Below are 15,438 nucleotides of genomic sequence, written 5' to 3'. Positions count from 1 at the left end.
CGGTGGCCAACACACCTTCCGCCAAAAAACGTGCAAAACAGGCTGAGAAGCGTCGCAGCCACAACGCCAGCCTGCGTTCCATGGTTCGTACCTACATCAAGAATGTAGTTAAAGCCATCGACGCAAAAGACGCTGTTAAAGCGCAAGCTGCTTATGTTCTGGCTGTCCCTGTTATCGACCGTATGGCCGATAAAGGCATCATCCACAAGAACAAAGCTGCTCGCCATAAGAGCCGCCTGAATGGCCACGTCAAGGCGTTGAACCTTGCGACTGCTGCTTAAGCGATAAGCTTTTAAAAAAACCGACCCTAGGGTCGGTTTTTTATTGCCTGCGATTTGGTAAAACCTTGTAGGAGCGAGCCTGCTCGCGATCTTTTGAGGTTAAAAGATCAAAAGATCGCAGCCTTCGGCAGCTCCACACAGTCACTTACCGCTTTTATCAGCGCTGCGGCCACGGCAAGATCGGGATCGCGGTCACCGCGTTCTGCGGGCTGCCTTCGATCAGACGATCGCTGTACACCAGATACACCAGTGTGTTGCGCTTCTTGTCGAGAAAGCGCACCACCTGCATGGTCTTGAAGACCAGCGAAGTGCGCTCTTTGAACACCTCTTCGCCATCCTTCAAATCGCCCTTGAAGCTGATCGGGCCGGTCTGACGACACGCCAATGACGCTTCAGCGCGATCTTCCGCCAGGCCCAGACCACCCTTCATGCCGCCAGTCTTGGCCCGCGACAGGTAGCAGGTCACGCCATCCACCTTCGGGTCATCGAATGCCTCGACCACAATGCGGTCGTTCGGCCCAACAAATTTGAACACGGTCGACACCGTGCCAATTTCCTCAGCCGATGCCAACAAAGGCACCGCCAAGATCAAACCCAACAGACCGCTAAGCAAGCGCATTCAACACCTCAATTCACACCAGGATCAGGTTATCGCGGTGAACCAACTCTGGTTCAGCCATGTAACCCAACAAGCTGACAATCGCCTCAGACGACTGCCCAATAATTTTTTGCGCTTCAGCCGCACTGTAGTTGGCCAGGCCTCGGGCAATTTCTCGCCCGTCAGGCGCCACACACACCACCATTTCGCCACGACGGAACCCGCCCTGCACGGCTTTGACACCTACTGGCAACAAGCTTTTATGCCCTTCGGACAATGCCGCCACAGCACCGGCATCCAGTACCAGGGTGCCGCGCGTTTGCAGATGCCCGGCCAGCCACTGCTTGCGCGCCGCCAGCATGCCACGCTCAGGCGACAACAATGTACCCAGGCGCTCGCCTGCCTTCAGACGGTCCAGCACACGCTCCAGGCGACCACCCACAATGATGGTATGCGCCCCGGAACGCGCCGCCAGACGCGCCGCACGCAGCTTGGTCTGCATGCCGCCACGACCCAGCGCACCGCCGGTACCACCCGCCACTGCATCCAGCGCAGGGTCATCGGCACGCGCCTCATAGATGAGCTTGGCGTCGGGATTGTTACGCGGATCCGCATCGAACATGCCGTCACGGTCGGTCAGGATCACCAGCAGGTCAGCCTCGACCAGGTTGGCCACCAGCGCCGCCAGCGTGTCGTTGTCACCAAAACGGATTTCGTCCGTGACTACGGTGTCGTTTTCGTTGATCACCGGGATCACACCCAACTCAACCAAAGCGCGCAAGGTGCTACGGGCGTTCAGGTAGCGCTTGCGATCAGACAGATCGTCATGGGTCAGCAGAATCTGCGCCGTGTGCCGCGAATGCTCGGCAAAGCTCGACTCCCACGCCTGCACCAGGCCCATCTGGCCAATCGCAGCGGCCGCCTGCAGCTCGTGCATCGCACTGGGTCGGACCGTCCAGCCCAAGCGGCTCATGCCGGCCGCTACTGCGCCCGAAGACACCAGCACCAACTCTACGCCCGCCTCATGCAAGGCCACCATCTGCTCGACCCACACGCCCATCGCGGCGCGATCCAGGCCCTTGCCATCTGCTGTCAGCAATGCGCTGCCGATTTTCACGACCCAACGCTGCGCACCTGTCACCTTGCTCCGCATCATCATCCAACCTATGCCTGAGAGCAGCGCGACCGAGCGCCACCCATGGATTTATTCTTGATTACAGTTTCACAGATACCAAAACGCCGCTCAATTGAGCGGCGCTGTAGTTTACTGCAACGAATCAGTCGCGGACGTAAATGATTTCTGGACCATCTTCGTCATCAACATCTTCTTCGTCCCAGTCATCATCACCCATGTCATGGACGCTCTTCACGCCGCTGCGACGCAGGGCACGCTTGTCATCCAGGGCTTGAAGCTGCGCACGCGCTTCGTCTTCGATGCGCTGATCAAGATCGGCCAGCTCTTCTTTGTACACCGGATCATTGGCCAGACGGTCAGCACGATCTTCAAGATAGCGCATGATGTCGTGGCACAGCTTGTCGGTACCGATTTTGGCAATCGCCGAAATCACGTACACAGGGCCGGTCCACTCCAGACGATCAACCACTTCTTTAACGCGCGCATCGTGCTCGTCTTCCGGCAGCGAGTCGCACTTGTTCAGCACCAACCAACGGTCACGCTCAGCCAGCGACGGGCTGAACTTGATCAGTTCGTTAACGATCACTTCAGCGGTATCAGCCGCGCTGTCAGTGCCTTCAACCGGCGCCATGTCGACGAGGTGCAACAGCAGACGGGTACGCGCCAAGTGCTTGAGGAAGCGAATCCCCAGGCCCGCGCCATCCGAAGCACCTTCGATCAAGCCCGGAATGTCGGCAATCACAAAGCTCTTCCAGCGATCAACACTCACCACACCCAGGTTTGGCACCAGAGTGGTGAACGGGTAATCAGCCACTTTTGGCTTGGCCGCAGACACCGAACGAATAAAGGTACTTTTGCCCGCGTTCGGCAAGCCCAGCAGACCGACGTCAGCCAGCACTTTCAATTCCAGCTTGAGGTCACGCTGCTCACCCGGCTTACCCGGTGTGGTCTGGCGTGGCGCACGGTTGGTACTGGATTTGAAACGGGTGTTGCCCAGGCCGTGCCAGCCGCCGTGTACAACCAGCAAACGCTGACCCGGAACCGTCAGGTCACCAATGATTTCCTGAGTACCAGCGTCAATGACGGTAGTGCCCACCGGCACACGCAGTACCAGGTCTTCGCCCTTGCGGCCGGTGCAATCGGTGCTGCCACCGTTAGAGCCACGCTGCGCGTCAAAGTGACGGGTGTAGCGGTAGTCAACCAGGGTATTCAGGTTCTCGTCAGCGACCATGTAGATCGAGCCGCCGTCACCACCATCACCACCGTTAGGACCACCGTTTTCGATGAACTTCTCACGACGGAAACTCATGCAACCGTTGCCACCGTCGCCTGCTTTTACTTTGATCGATACTTCATCTACAAACTTCATAACAAAACACGCCTCTCGTCATCAGGACGAGCCGATAAAAACCAAGACATAAGACTCTTGCAAAAATGAGCGCAGCGACCCAATCAACAGCCGTTAAATCCAGCGCCTAAGCCCATACAAACAGTTTTGCAAGAGACTCACCCCACAAACGAAAAAGCCCCGTCGCAAGACAGGGCTCTTCCAGCTACCAAGCTATTACGCTGCGACGACTTCAGTCTTCGGAACGATGCTTACGTAGCGGCGACCGAAGGCGCCTTTAACCTGGAACTTGATCACGCCTTCCACTTTCGCGAACAGGGTGTGATCTTTGCCCATACCAACGCCGTAGCCAGCGTGGAATTGGGTGCCGCGCTGACGCACGATGATGTTGCCCGGAACGATAGCCTGGCCGCCATACATCTTCACGCCAAGGCGTTTGGCTTCTGAGTCGCGACCGTTACGGGTACTACCACCAGCTTTTTTGTGTGCCATGAGTCAATTCTCCTAGTGAGGAATTAGGCTGAAATTAAGCCTGAATACCGGTGATTTTGATCTCGGTGTACCACTGGCGGTGGCCCATACGCTTCATGTGGTGCTTACGACGACGGAACTTGATGATGCGTACTTTATCGTGACGACCTTGGGAGATCACTTCAGCAACAACAGTGGCGCCAGCAACAACTGGAGCGCCGATATTTACGTCGTCGCCATTGGCGACCAACAGAACGCGATCAAAAGTGACGGATTCGCCAGTAGCGACTTCCAGTTTCTCGATCTTCAGGTATTCACCCGGTGCTACTTTGTATTGCTTGCCACCAGTAACGATTACTGCGTACGACATGGTATTTCTCCGATAATCCTGCTCACCCAGCGCTTTATAGGTAAAGGTATTGGCTGGCATGGCTGCATGGGGCTGGAACGGCCCAAGTGCAATTGCGTAAGGCAGGTGCTGCCCAGGAAGTTCAGGGTGCGCGATTGTACGCAAGCCTCGCGGGTGTTGCAAGGGGCCGTCCATCGCGCCTTGACAGGCCCAGCCCCCCGACCTAGCATGCCGCGCAACCCTTCTGGAGCACCTGTCGCTGATGCAACCCCAAGCTTTCTACCGCGCGGTGGCGGACGATTTTAGCGCCGTCGACGGCATCATCAAGAAGCAGCTGACTTCACGCGTACCGCTGGTCTCAAAAATTGGCGACTACATCACTTCGGCCGGCGGCAAACGCCTTCGTCCTTTATTAGTGTTGTTGTGCGGCAAGGCCCTGGGCCGTGAAGGCGATGACCTGCGCTTGCTGGCTGCCACCATTGAGTTCCTGCACACCGCGACCCTGCTGCATGACGACGTAGTCGACATGTCCGGCATGCGCCGTGGCCGCAAGACCGCCAACGCCACCTGGGGCAACGCCCCGAGCGTGCTGGTGGGCGACTTCCTGTACTCGCGCTCCTTCGAAATGATGGTCGAGCTGGGCTCGATGCCGGTGATGAAGATTCTTTCACAAGCCACCCGCATCATTGCCGAAGGCGAAGTGTTGCAGTTGTCCAAGGTCCGCGACGCCAGCACCACCGAAGAAACCTACATGGAAGTCATCCGCGGCAAGACCGCCATGCTCTTTGAGGCATCGACCCACAGCGCCGCCGCGCTGGCCGGTGCAACCCCTGAGCAACGCGAAGCCTTGCGCACGTTTGGCGACCACCTGGGCGTGGCTTTCCAACTGGTTGACGACCTGCTCGACTACCGTGGTGACGCCGAAACCCTGGGCAAGAACGTCGGTGATGACCTGGCAGAGGGCAAACCAACCTTGCCGCTGATCTACACCATGCGTGAAGGCACGCCCGAGCAGGCCGCTCTGGTGCGTACAGCCATTCAAAAAGGCGGCATTGAAGACCTCGAAAGCATTCGTGCGGCCGTAGAAGCCTCTGGCTCGCTGGAATACACCGCACAATTGGCCCGCGACTTCGTTGCCCGCGCCATTGCCTGCCTTGAAGCCCTGCCGCCAAGCGAATACCGCGATGCGCTGGTTGAGCTGAGTGAGTTTGCGGTAGCCCGAACACACTGATCCTTGTAGCCGCTGCCGCAGGCTGCGATAAGGGCCGCAGGACCTTCAAAAATTGAGGGTCGCTGCGCAACCCATCGCAGCCTGACGGCAGCGGCTACAGTGTTCGCCGTTCTTGCCCCACCCCTTCGACACAAAAACCCTATATAATGCGCGCCTTTTAGCCATCCTGACTTTTAAGGAGCTTTAGTGAGCACGTTGCCACCCTGCCCAAAATGCAATTCCGAATACACCTACGAAGACGGCGCACAGCTGATCTGCCCGGAATGCGCCCATGAGTGGTCCGCCAACGGCGACGCTGACGAAGCCAGCGATGTAAAAGTCTACAAAGACTCCGCAGGCACAGTGCTGAACGACGGCGACACCATCACCGTGATCAAGGATTTGAAAATCAAGGGCACGTCCCTGGTGGTCAAAGTGGGCACCAAGGTTAAAAACATTCGCCTGTGCGATGGCGATCACGACATCGACTGCAAAATCGACGGCATCGGCCCGATGAAGCTCAAGTCCGAGTTCGTGCGCAAAGTCTGATCCTGTGGCTGACCTTCCTGCGTCCGCGCAGGAAGGGGTCATTCCCCGCAACACTTTCCCCGCCCCGCCCAAAAGCCAGCCGACGTTGACCCACAGCAGTTTTTACGTAGAAAAAAAAGAAATCCGCCAATAGGCACTTGCTATTAACTGAATAAGAATTATTCTCATTGTCATTCATCTAGGAGATGACAACGATGACTTATTTAATTGATGCATGGCTGGACCGTCCACACCCTTACCTGCGAATCCTGCACCGGGAAACCGGCGAAGTCTGCGCGGTACTGGAAGAAGAAGCGCTGAACGAACTGCAAGACCAGGGAGACCTGGACTTCAACGGCCTCAACTCAAGCGAGCCGCTGGTGCTCAAAGAGCTGGTGCGTAACCTGTTCCTGTTTTGCTATGCCCGGGCATTGCGCCCCATCGGCACCGCAGAACCTCACGAACACCACGCCAAAATAGAACTATGACCGCACAATGCTAAACGGCCCTGTAGGAGCGAGCTTGTCTCGCGAGCTTTTAAAAGATCAAAAGATCGCGAGGCAAGCTCGCTCCTACAGCTAGAGCGCTGTGTTCTTACAGAACGTCCAGCAGCTCAACGTCGAATACCAGCACGCTGTGCGGAGCAATGCTGCCAACGCCTTGCGCGCCGTAAGCCAGTTCGCTCGGCACGTAGATGCGCCATTTGCTGCCGGCGTTCATCAGTTGCAGGGCTTCGGTCCAGCCAGCGATCACGCCGCCAACCGGGAATTCAGCAGGCTGGCCGCGCTCGTAAGAGCTGTCGAACACAGTGCCGTCGATCAGGGTGCCGTGATAGTGAACACGTACAGTGTCTTCGCGGGTTGGCTTGGCGCCTTCGCCAGCGGTCACAACTTCAAATTGCAGACCGGAAGCCAGCGTGGTGATGCCGTCTTTCTTGGCGTTTTCAGCCAGGAAAGCCTTGCCTTCGCCGGCAGCTGCTTCTGCCTTGGCAGCCGCTTCAGCTTGCATGATCTCGCGGATCACTTTGAAGCTGGCCGACATTTCTTCTTGGCCAACACGGCTTTCTTTGCCCGCGAAAGCGTCGGTCAGGCCCGCCAGGATGGCGTCCAGGCTAACACCCGGTGGCGGGTTGTCGCGCAGTTGGTCACCCAGCTGACGGCCAATGCCGTAGCTAACGCGCGTTTCGTCGGTCGACAGATTTACTTCGGACATAACACTGCTCCGCTATAGAGCGACTCAAAAAAGCCGTTTTTCAACCGCTTTCTCCCAGCCGCCCAAAACCAAAAAAGGGCGAGCAGACTACCACAGCCCCCAAAGCCTTCGCAGCCCGGGTTCGTGTGCTGCCCGTCACGACAACCGCATCAGTGCTTGGTCAGCTTGTCGAGGTAGCCCATGGCGAACGCCGACACCACAAACGTCATGTGGATAATCACGTACCACATCAGGTATTGGGTTTCGATGTTGCGCGCATCCATGAACACCCGCAGCAGGTGGATCGAGGAGATGGCCACAATCGACGCTGCGACTTTCATCTTCAGCGAGGTAGAGTCCATAGTGCCTAGCCAGCTAAGCTTCTCTTTGTTGGTGTCGATGTCCAGTTGCGAGACGAAGTTTTCGTAGCCCGAGATCATCACCATCACCAACAGGCCGCCCACCAGCGCCATGTCGATCAGCGACAGAATGACCAGGATCAAGTCCGATTCAGTTAGCGCGAACACGTTTGGGATAACGTGAAACACTTCCTGGAAGAATTTCAACGCCAACGCCAGTAAACCCAGGGATAACCCGAAGTAAATCGGCGCCAAAATCCAGCGTGAGGCGTACATTGCATTTTCGATAAAGCGTTCCATTGAATCTCGCAGGCTGTAAAAAAAATGGGCGCGAGTATATCAGCCACAAATGGGCAGAGATAAAGCCGTAGACACAGTCAGTAAAAACATTTTCTGCTAGTGTCGACCTCATCAGCATCGTTTACGGACAGGAAAACTGAACAATGTATCTGCGATTCCCCTTGGTCTGTCTCGGGCTTTCCACCGCTTTGCTCATGACGGGCGGCTGTTCGCCTGGCGACAAACACCCACAGGCCAGCCTGGAAGAAAGAACCGCAGCGTTCGAAAAGAGCCTCGATGCCATCAAGGACCCGCAGCTTAAAGACGCCGTGGCCGACCTCGGCGGCTCATTGCTGCTGCTGGAACGCGCCCGCATCAAGCTGGACGGCAAACCGGTCGACACCGAATACGGCACTGATGAACTCGCGCAACTCAAGCACTACCCCAACAGCCAGGCCCTGAGCGACACGTACATCAACGGCCTGTTTGTGGTGCGCAAAAACTCCAGCTCCGATTACCTGACCGATCTGGAGCCGATCTTCCCCTTCAGCCAGAACAACGAGTCCGATTTTCCGTTCCCGCATGCGCTGGAATGGCAGTCCGTGACGCTGAGCAACAAGCAAGTGGTGCCGTTCCAGGCGGAATGGTCAGAGACCGATTCCGGGATCCAGCTCAGCCCCTCCAGCGCCAACCTGAGCAACCCTGACGACCTAACCATCACCTACCCCTACATCGACGGCGTCGAAACCTCGAACATCCAGCAGCCTCAGCCCGTCACGCTGCACGGCGAAGCCGAGGTCATCGCCCCCGGCAAAGTGGCCAACGTCACCCTCACCAGCAAAGACGTGGGTAAAACCCGCACCGAGGGCAACATCAGCGTCACCCTGCTGGCGCTGGGTAAAAACTTTGCGGAAGTCGACATCAACAACAGCGCCCCGCTGGCCGAAGCCGTACGCGATACCGAACTCAACCCGCTGATCATCCAGGCCCGCGACGCGACCGGGCAGTACCTGGCCCGCGCAGGCTCTATCGACGAAAACGCCGAGCAACTGGCGTTCTACCAACAGCAACTGGCCGAAATGCTCAAGCAAACAGCCTGGAGCGATGAGTTCAGCAAAAAGCTCGACGACGAACAAAAAGCCTTTGATAGCCAACACCCGCATCACTACAGCAAGGTGTATTTCAACGGCCCGATTGAAAACGTCGACATCAGCGTGCTCGACTTCTCGACCGCCAACGTCACCCGCAAGACCCTCGACCTGCCGGTGGTGCGACTCGACAAAAACGTTATAGGCAAAGACATCCAGGCGCTGCCGCTGTCGGTGGTGGTGTATGACGACCAAGCCGTCAACTATCTCAAAGACGCCACCCTGGACCCCGAGCAACTGAAAAAAAGCGTGGTTATCAGCCAGTCGGTCGATGACGCCAGCGCCGCCACCCTGGAGTTCAGCCACCCGCCGACCTTCAATGACGAACTGCTGGGCGAACTGCCTGACTCGGCTGACACCCCGGTAACCTTCTTTGCAGAAGACCAGAACGGTAAACGCGGCGAACCGCTGGAACTGCCGGCCGAAGCCTTCGACGCCGACCCGAAAACCGGCGTCATCACCTACGACCTCAACCTGTTCCCGGAAACCCCGGCCTACGCCATCGGCTCAATGCCGCTGTATGTGGCCGATATTGCCAAACACACCCTGGACGTCGCCCACCTGCCCAAAGGGCTGGAGCTAAAAGGCAACGCGCTGGTGGTTGATCAGGCGCTGTTCCCGTCCGATGCCTGGCGCTTTTACGCCAAGGACGATACCGGCAACTACCTCAAGGAAGTCCTGTCTGTTAGCCACAGCGAAGAACCCAATGGCCCGACCATCTTCGACGTGCACTACTTCTATGGCCAGCCGACCCAGATCGAGAGCTACGCACGCACCGCACTGGAGCCTGTGGAGTACGGCTTTGAGGCCAAGCTGGAGAAAGTCCCTGAAGTCACGCCACCGCGCTGACAGACGCCTCAGCGCGAAGCCGGGCGGCGCTCACCATTGATCTGACGCAACTGGGCCTGCACATGCAGGCACCAGATTTGCGGCGTGTCGGCTAACCGATAGCCGTGCAGCGTCAGGCTTTCAACAATAGATTGCAAAATGGTTTCGGCCACAAACGGGCCGCGAAACGGGCCCTGAGATTTGATCGTGGTTGGCTGCTCGCCCGACAAACCTGCCGCGAACAGCAGTGCCCACAGGCCGGTATTGCCTGCCAAAGGGCGAATACTGCACTCAATGCGGGTTTCCAGCCCCAGACATTGGCGGGTAAGGCAAAGGTTGCGCGACATGGCGGCGCCCCTCGTAGAGCCTGTCTCAGACGACACTTACCTGAGCATAGAAGCAAAACCCCACCCGCAGAAGGCGCCAAGACCAACGGCTTAACACCTGCCCGCAACGGCTCTTGTAGCCGCTGACGAGGAACGAAGGCTGCGGTGCGGGCCCAGGACCGCCGTCTGACGGTCGTTTGGCACATCTCGCAGCCTCATGCTTCGGCAGCGGCTACAGACACCAAGGGATCAAACCGGCTTTTTCGCTGCCAGGGCTTCGGCCAGCAGTTCTTTCTCGGCTTCCTTGAGGTCGTCGTCGTTGACCATTTCGGCAATCACCCGTAAACGCTCAACCACGCGGGCGTTGACGCTGCCTTCCGGGAACTGGCCTTCTTCATCCGGCTCACCGGCAGGCTCGCCCACCAGCAGGCTCAAGGCTTCGTCCGCCTGACGCACGGCGTACACGTGGAACTTGCCTTCACGCACCGCCTTGAGCACCTTCTCATCGAGCATCAAGGTGGCGACGTTGGCCTGCGGAATGATCGCCCCCTGCTCCCCGGTCAGGCCGCGGGCTTCGCAGAGCCGGAAGAAGCCTTCGATCTTCTCGTTCACCCCGCCAACCGCCTGCACTTCACCAAACTGGTTGATCGAGCCGGTGATCGCAAAGCACTGCTTGAGCGGCGTTTTGGAGAGTGCCGAGATCAACGTGCAAGCCTCACCCAACGAAGCGCTGTCGCCATCGACGTAGCCGTAGGACTGCTCCAGGGCAATGCTCGCCGAAATCGCCAGCGGGAACTCCTGGGCATAGCGGCTGCCCAGGTAGCCGGTCAAAATCATCACCCCTTTGGAGTGAATCGGCTGCCCAAGGTTAACCTCGCGCTCAATGTCGACAATGCCGCTGCCCCCCGGATACACCGTGGCCGAAATCCGCGCCGGCACACCGAATGCCGAGTCACCGACTTCCAGCACGGTCAGCCCGTTGCACTTGCCCACCGCCGCACCGTCGGTGTCGATCAGAATGATCCCCGCCAGCATGTCGTCCAGAATACGCGCCGACACGCGCCCGGTCCGGGTCGCCTTAGCCTTGAGGGCACGTTCAATGTGGCCCGCATCGGTCATTTCATCGTTGGCCAGATGGCGGATGAAGTCCGCTTCGCTGACCAATTGGAACAGGTCGCCAATGCGCGCCGACAAGCGCCCCTGATGCTCGGCCAGACGCGCGCTGTAGGTCGCCAGACGCGCCACCGCGCCTGCCGTCAGCGGCGCCATGCCTTCTTCTGATGTGCGCGTGGTCAGCAACTGGGCGAACTGCTCCAGGCTTTCATCGACCATCGGGATGTCTTCGTCGAAGTCCACCAGCACCCGGAACATCTCCTGGAAGTCCGGGTCCAGGTCTTGCAGCGTGTAGTACAGCTGACGGGCACCGATGATGATGACCTTGACCTGCAGCGGGATCACCTGCGGGCTCAAGGTCACGGTGGCCATGCGCCCCAGTTCGCCCAGCGGCGATTCCATTTTCAATTTGCGCGACTGCAACGCACGCTTCAGCGCATCCCAGACAAACGGCTCGCTGAGCATCTTCTCGGCTTCAAGAATCAAAAAGCCGCCGTTGGCGCGGTGCAAGGCACCCGGCCGCAGTTGCCGGTACGTGGTGTACAGCGCGCCTTGGTCGGTGCTGTATTCGATGCGGCCAAAGAGGTTGTCGTAGGTCGGGTGCGGCTCGAACACCACCGGCGCGCCGCCGCTCATCGGCTGGCCCACCACCAGGCTCGGCAGGTACTGCTCTTCGAGCAGCTTGCGCGCCTGGGCGTCAGTTTTGCTGTCGTCGACCAGTTGCTCCACCACCGTTTTCAGCAGGTACACCTGCATGGCCTGCAAGTAGCCGCACACCGCGCCATTTTCGGCGTACTTCTGCGATAACGGCGACAACAGGGGCTGCAAGGCCAGGGTGATGGTTTCTTCGTTCAGTTGGCGCAGTTGGTTGTTGGACTCACGTTTCCACTGCGGCAGGCTTGCCAGTTCTTCGTTGAGGCGCTCTTCAAGCCCGGAAATATCCTCGTGAAAACGCTCACGTTCTTCTTCCGGTAGCTGCGAAAACTCGGCCTCGTCCAGCGCCTTGCCGTCACTCATCGGGGTGAAGGCCACGTTGCTGCTGTCGCGGTACAGGGCCACGCCCTTTTCCAGCGCCAGACGCTCGATCACATCCAGCGCACGGTCGTAGCGCTGGTTGAAACCACGGTCGATGGCGCTTTTGCGCTGCTGGTAGGTCGGGTGCTCAAACACCGCCGGAAACGTCGCCAGCAGGTTGTCGATCAGGCCGTTGATGTCTGCGATAAAGGCACCCGCCGTGCTTGCCGGCAACTCCAGGGCGCGCGGCTCACGGGGCTCATCAAAGTTATTGACGTACACCCAGTCGCTGGGCGACTTGAGGCGCTTGCCTTCAGCCTTGAGGTAGCGCTTCACAAACGAGAAGCGCCCCGTACCCGGCTCGCCCATCACAAATACGTTGTACCCCGGACGTGGCATGGCCACACCAAACTGCAAGGCTTCGACCGCGCGCTCTTGGCCGAGAATCCCGCGAAAGGGTTCTAAATCATTGGTGGTCGAGAAGCTGAACTGTTCAGCGGAAAAAGGACGGGTTAGCGCGTCAGGCGCTAGACGCAGGCTGGCAGCAACAGAATCAGGCATCGGGCTTCCTTACATCAGGCAGGGCAGATGGCAGCATTCTGGCGCTGGCTGTACGCCACTGGCAAGGCGCGTTACACCTGAATTATCGGGGCCCAATGTTTGCGGGCGAAAAAACCTCCCGCTCAACGATTGTTTTACAAAAAACCACGGAACCTGCTGATCGTGCCTAGACTCCTAAGTGTTGCGAGGCTGGATTGATAACCGGCCCGTTCTGGCTAATGACGGCCAGATACCCTTGTCCATTGGTTGCACGCATAGAGAACAATGATATGAAACGGATTCTTCTCGGCACTCTCTTTACAGTGGTTTCCCTCAACGCCATGGCGCAAGCACCCGGCGGCCCGAACTGCGGTTGGGGCAACATGCTGTTTGAAGGTCAGCGCGGCACCCCCGCCCACTTCCTGGCCTCCACCACCAACGGCACCTCCGGTAACGCGACCTTCGGCATGACCTCAGGTACTAACGGCTGTACCACCAAAGACGCCCTGACTTACGGCGGCAAATCGTGGATTGCCATGAATGGCATGATGAACGAGCTGTCCGAAGACATGGCCAAAGGCAACGGCGAAGCACTGACCACCTACGCGGTGGTACTGGGTGTGGCCCCAGAAGACCGCGAGCATTTTGCCGCTGTCACCCACGAGCACTTCCAGCAAATCTTCAGCAAGGCTGACGTAACTGCTGACGATGTGCACACCAACACACTGGCTGTTCTCAAAGGCGATGCCCGCCTGTCCAAGTACGCAACCGTTGCGTCGTAACTGAGACTTGCCCGCTCCTTCGGGAGCGGGTACTTCTGTTTCAATTCCATTCGCCTGACAACAGTTGCTCACCATGCTCAAACGCCTTGCCTATCTGGCGCTCTGTGCCTGCGCCCCGCTGTACGCCGCGCCTCAAATCGACAATCAACGTTTGCAGCAACTCGCCAACGACCCGTTCTGGATTTCTTTAGGCCATTACGAGGCCCGCAAACTGGGCGGCTGGCGCAGCTATGTCAGCGACGACAAATTCTTTCTGGCCGCCGACGGCGCCCACCACCCCGACGCCGAACTGCGCGCTACCGTTGAGGCGTTGTATGCCCCGGTGAGCCTGGGCGACAAACACCCGCAGTGCGTATACCCGGCCCGCACCCGCTGGCTCAAAGCGCAACTGAACCTCAACGACCTGCCCAAGGTTGAATGCGCAGAGTTCACCCAGTGGTTCACCGACGTCGCGCCGCACAGCACAGTGATGATCTTCCCGGCGGCGTACCTCAACAGCCCGTCGTCCATGTTCGGCCACACCTTGCTGCGCATTGACCAGGCCGATGTGCAAAGCAACAAAACCGCGCTGCTCAGCTACGCGATCAACTTTGGCGCCTACATCGAAGGCTCCGACAACAGCATTCTGTATGCCTGGAAAGGCTTGGCCGGTGGTTACCCCGGCCTGTTTGCCCTGGTCCCCTACCAGGAAAAACTCTCGGAATACCGCAGCCTGGAAAACCGCGACCTGTGGGAATACCGACTCAACCTGACCCCCGAAGAAACCCAACGCATGGTTGAACATGTATGGGAGCTGAAACAAATTCAGTTCGATTACTTTTTCTTCGATGAAAATTGCTCCTACCGCCTGCTTGAACTGCTGCAAGTGGCCCGCCCCGGCTTGCAATTGACCACCCAGTTCCCGCTGACAGCGATCCCCACCGACACGGTTAAAGCGGTCAAAGAAGCGGGCCTGGTAGAAAGCATCGAATACCGCCCGTCTCGCGAACGCGAGCTGCTGGACCGCGCCAAAGTGCTCGACCCCGAAGAACAGCAATGGGTACTGCAAGTCAGCGCCGATCAGACGCAATTGCAGAACCCGACCTTCATGGCGCTGCCCAAAGCGCGTCAGGCACTGATTATCGACGCAGCCTATCGCCTTGAACGCTACCGGGCCAATGGCCTTGAGCGCGACACCGGGCGCTCGCAGCGCAGCTATGAACTGCTGCGCGCCATCAACCAGAACCCGGCGCCAGAGCTGCAAGTCGAACGCCCCGAGCTTCCCGAAAACGGCCACGAGTCTCGCACCTGGCAACTGGGCGCGGGCAGCCGCGATGACAAAGCGTTCGCCGAATACGGCCTGCGCATGGCCTACCACGACCTCAACGACAACGCGCCGGGCTTTCCGCTGGGCGCGCAGATTGAAATCCTCCAGCTCAAGCTGCGCCAGTACGAGGGCAATAAATGGCAAGTCCAGCAACTGGACCTGGCCAACATTCGCTCCCTGACCCCGCGTAACGCCCTGCTGCAACCCTGGTCATGGCAAGTGGGCGGCGGCCTTGAGCGAGTACTCAGCAAACATGGCAACGAGCGCTTGGTCACCCACGTCAACGGCGGCGCAGGCGGTACCTGGCAGTTAAGCGACAACCTGCTGGGCTATGCCCTGGGCACCGTGCGGGTCGAGCACAACAACGACTTCGCCGCGTTTGTTTCACCGGCAGCGGGCTACAACACCGGCGTGTTGTGGCGTAACCCGGTGGGCAACCTGAGCCTGGAAACCAAGGCCGATTACTTCACCAACGGCGAAGTGCGCCGTAGCCTGAGCCTGAATCAGCAATGGGAAATCTCCCGTAATCTCGGCCTGCGGTTGACCGCGCAGCGTGAGTTCAGCCACCTTGCCTCACCGGTGAACGAAGTGATGCTCGAACTCAAGTGGTATCACTACTGATGCCACCCGCA

General features: G+C 58.5%; 16 protein-coding genes. 7 read left to right on the top strand and 9 right to left on the bottom strand.

From position 1 onward, the window contains the following. The first annotated feature begins 2 nt into the window (after positions 1-2). Positions 3-281 (top strand): 30S ribosomal protein S20, encoded by a 279-nt coding sequence (gene rpsT, locus GHO32_RS00250; protein ID WP_048367387.1) that lies wholly within the window; start codon positions 3-5, stop codon positions 279-281. Between the two features lie 157 nt (positions 282-438). On the opposite strand, the gene GHO32_RS00245 is transcribed toward rpsT, so the two are convergent. From GHO32_RS00245 to rplU, 5 genes are all read right to left on the bottom strand, one after another. After that, positions 439-900: a CreA family protein gene (locus GHO32_RS00245; RefSeq protein WP_048367388.1), complete on the bottom strand. Its 462-nt coding sequence runs from the start codon at positions 898-900 to the stop codon at positions 439-441. A gap of 13 nt (positions 901-913) precedes the next feature. Beyond that, a complete protein-coding gene (gene proB, locus GHO32_RS00240; protein WP_048388168.1) occupies positions 914-2,032 on the bottom strand; it encodes a glutamate 5-kinase in 1,119 nt (372 codons plus the stop codon). Positions 2,033-2,156: 124 nt separating this feature from the next. After that, positions 2,157-3,383 (bottom strand): Obg family GTPase CgtA, encoded by a 1,227-nt coding sequence (gene cgtA, locus GHO32_RS00235; protein WP_048388086.1) that lies wholly within the window; start codon positions 3,381-3,383, stop codon positions 2,157-2,159. A 195-nt stretch (positions 3,384-3,578) separates the two neighbouring features. Further along, positions 3,579-3,854 carry a 50S ribosomal protein L27 gene (gene rpmA / locus GHO32_RS00230; RefSeq protein ID WP_047273595.1) on the bottom strand — a complete coding sequence of 92 codons (276 nt, stop codon included), beginning with the start codon at positions 3,852-3,854 and terminating at the stop codon, positions 3,579-3,581. Between the two features lie 34 nt (positions 3,855-3,888). Next, positions 3,889-4,203 (bottom strand): 50S ribosomal protein L21, encoded by a 315-nt coding sequence (rplU, locus tag GHO32_RS00225; RefSeq protein WP_007950961.1) that lies wholly within the window; start codon positions 4,201-4,203, stop codon positions 3,889-3,891. Between the two features lie 241 nt (positions 4,204-4,444). On the opposite strand from rplU, the gene GHO32_RS00220 reads away from it, so the two are divergent. The 3 genes from GHO32_RS00220 to GHO32_RS00210 all read left to right on the top strand — a co-directional run bounded on the left by GHO32_RS00220 (position 4,445) and on the right by GHO32_RS00210 (position 6,408). Then, on the top strand, positions 4,445-5,413 hold the full coding sequence (locus tag GHO32_RS00220; protein WP_048388088.1) for a polyprenyl synthetase family protein: 969 nt from the start codon (positions 4,445-4,447) through the stop codon (positions 5,411-5,413). A gap of 186 nt (positions 5,414-5,599) precedes the next feature. After that, positions 5,600-5,941, top strand: a complete 342-nt coding sequence (locus tag GHO32_RS00215; protein WP_048367396.1) for a zinc ribbon domain-containing protein YjdM — start codon at positions 5,600-5,602, stop codon at positions 5,939-5,941. A gap of 194 nt (positions 5,942-6,135) precedes the next feature. Beyond that, positions 6,136-6,408 (top strand): hypothetical protein, encoded by a 273-nt coding sequence (locus tag GHO32_RS00210; RefSeq protein ID WP_123751288.1) that lies wholly within the window; start codon positions 6,136-6,138, stop codon positions 6,406-6,408. 106 nt (positions 6,409-6,514) lie between these two features. Here GHO32_RS00210 and GHO32_RS00205 read toward each other — a convergent pair whose 3' ends face one another. Then, a complete protein-coding gene (locus GHO32_RS00205) occupies positions 6,515-7,132 on the bottom strand; it encodes an FKBP-type peptidyl-prolyl cis-trans isomerase (protein ID WP_048367400.1) in 618 nt (205 codons plus the stop codon). Positions 7,133-7,281: 149 nt separating this feature from the next. Beyond that, positions 7,282-7,770: a TIGR00645 family protein gene (locus tag GHO32_RS00200; RefSeq protein ID WP_048367403.1), complete on the bottom strand. Its 489-nt coding sequence runs from the start codon at positions 7,768-7,770 to the stop codon at positions 7,282-7,284. Between the two features lie 143 nt (positions 7,771-7,913). On the opposite strand from GHO32_RS00200, the gene GHO32_RS00195 reads away from it, so the two are divergent. Then, positions 7,914-9,746 (top strand): hypothetical protein, encoded by a 1,833-nt coding sequence (locus tag GHO32_RS00195; protein WP_153334936.1) that lies wholly within the window; start codon positions 7,914-7,916, stop codon positions 9,744-9,746. Between the two features lie 8 nt (positions 9,747-9,754). On the opposite strand, the gene GHO32_RS00190 is transcribed toward GHO32_RS00195, so the two are convergent. Together GHO32_RS00190 and GHO32_RS00185 are read right to left on the bottom strand one after the other, a co-directional pair. After that, a complete protein-coding gene (locus GHO32_RS00190; RefSeq protein ID WP_048367407.1) occupies positions 9,755-10,072 on the bottom strand; it encodes a hypothetical protein in 318 nt (105 codons plus the stop codon). A gap of 228 nt (positions 10,073-10,300) precedes the next feature. Next, positions 10,301-12,739, bottom strand: a complete 2,439-nt coding sequence (locus tag GHO32_RS00185) for a Lon protease family protein (RefSeq protein ID WP_153334935.1) — start codon at positions 12,737-12,739, stop codon at positions 10,301-10,303. Positions 12,740-13,008: 269 nt separating this feature from the next. Between GHO32_RS00185 and GHO32_RS00180 the strand changes: the two genes are divergently transcribed. Together GHO32_RS00180 and GHO32_RS00175 are read left to right on the top strand one after the other, a co-directional pair. Next, positions 13,009-13,500, top strand: coding sequence for a DUF3015 domain-containing protein (locus tag GHO32_RS00180; protein WP_123751285.1), 492 nt, complete (start codon positions 13,009-13,011; stop codon positions 13,498-13,500). Between the two features lie 73 nt (positions 13,501-13,573). Next, positions 13,574-15,427 (top strand): DUF4105 domain-containing protein, encoded by a 1,854-nt coding sequence (locus GHO32_RS00175; RefSeq protein WP_153334934.1) that lies wholly within the window; start codon positions 13,574-13,576, stop codon positions 15,425-15,427. Positions 15,428-15,438 lie beyond the last annotated feature (11 nt).

Source organism: Pseudomonas sp. FSL R10-2189 (assembly GCF_009600325.1).
Lineage (GTDB): Bacteria > Pseudomonadota > Gammaproteobacteria > Pseudomonadales > Pseudomonadaceae > Aquipseudomonas > Aquipseudomonas helleri.
The sequence above is the reverse complement of the archived record's forward strand: the minus strand, read 5'-3'. Positions and strand labels throughout refer to the sequence as shown.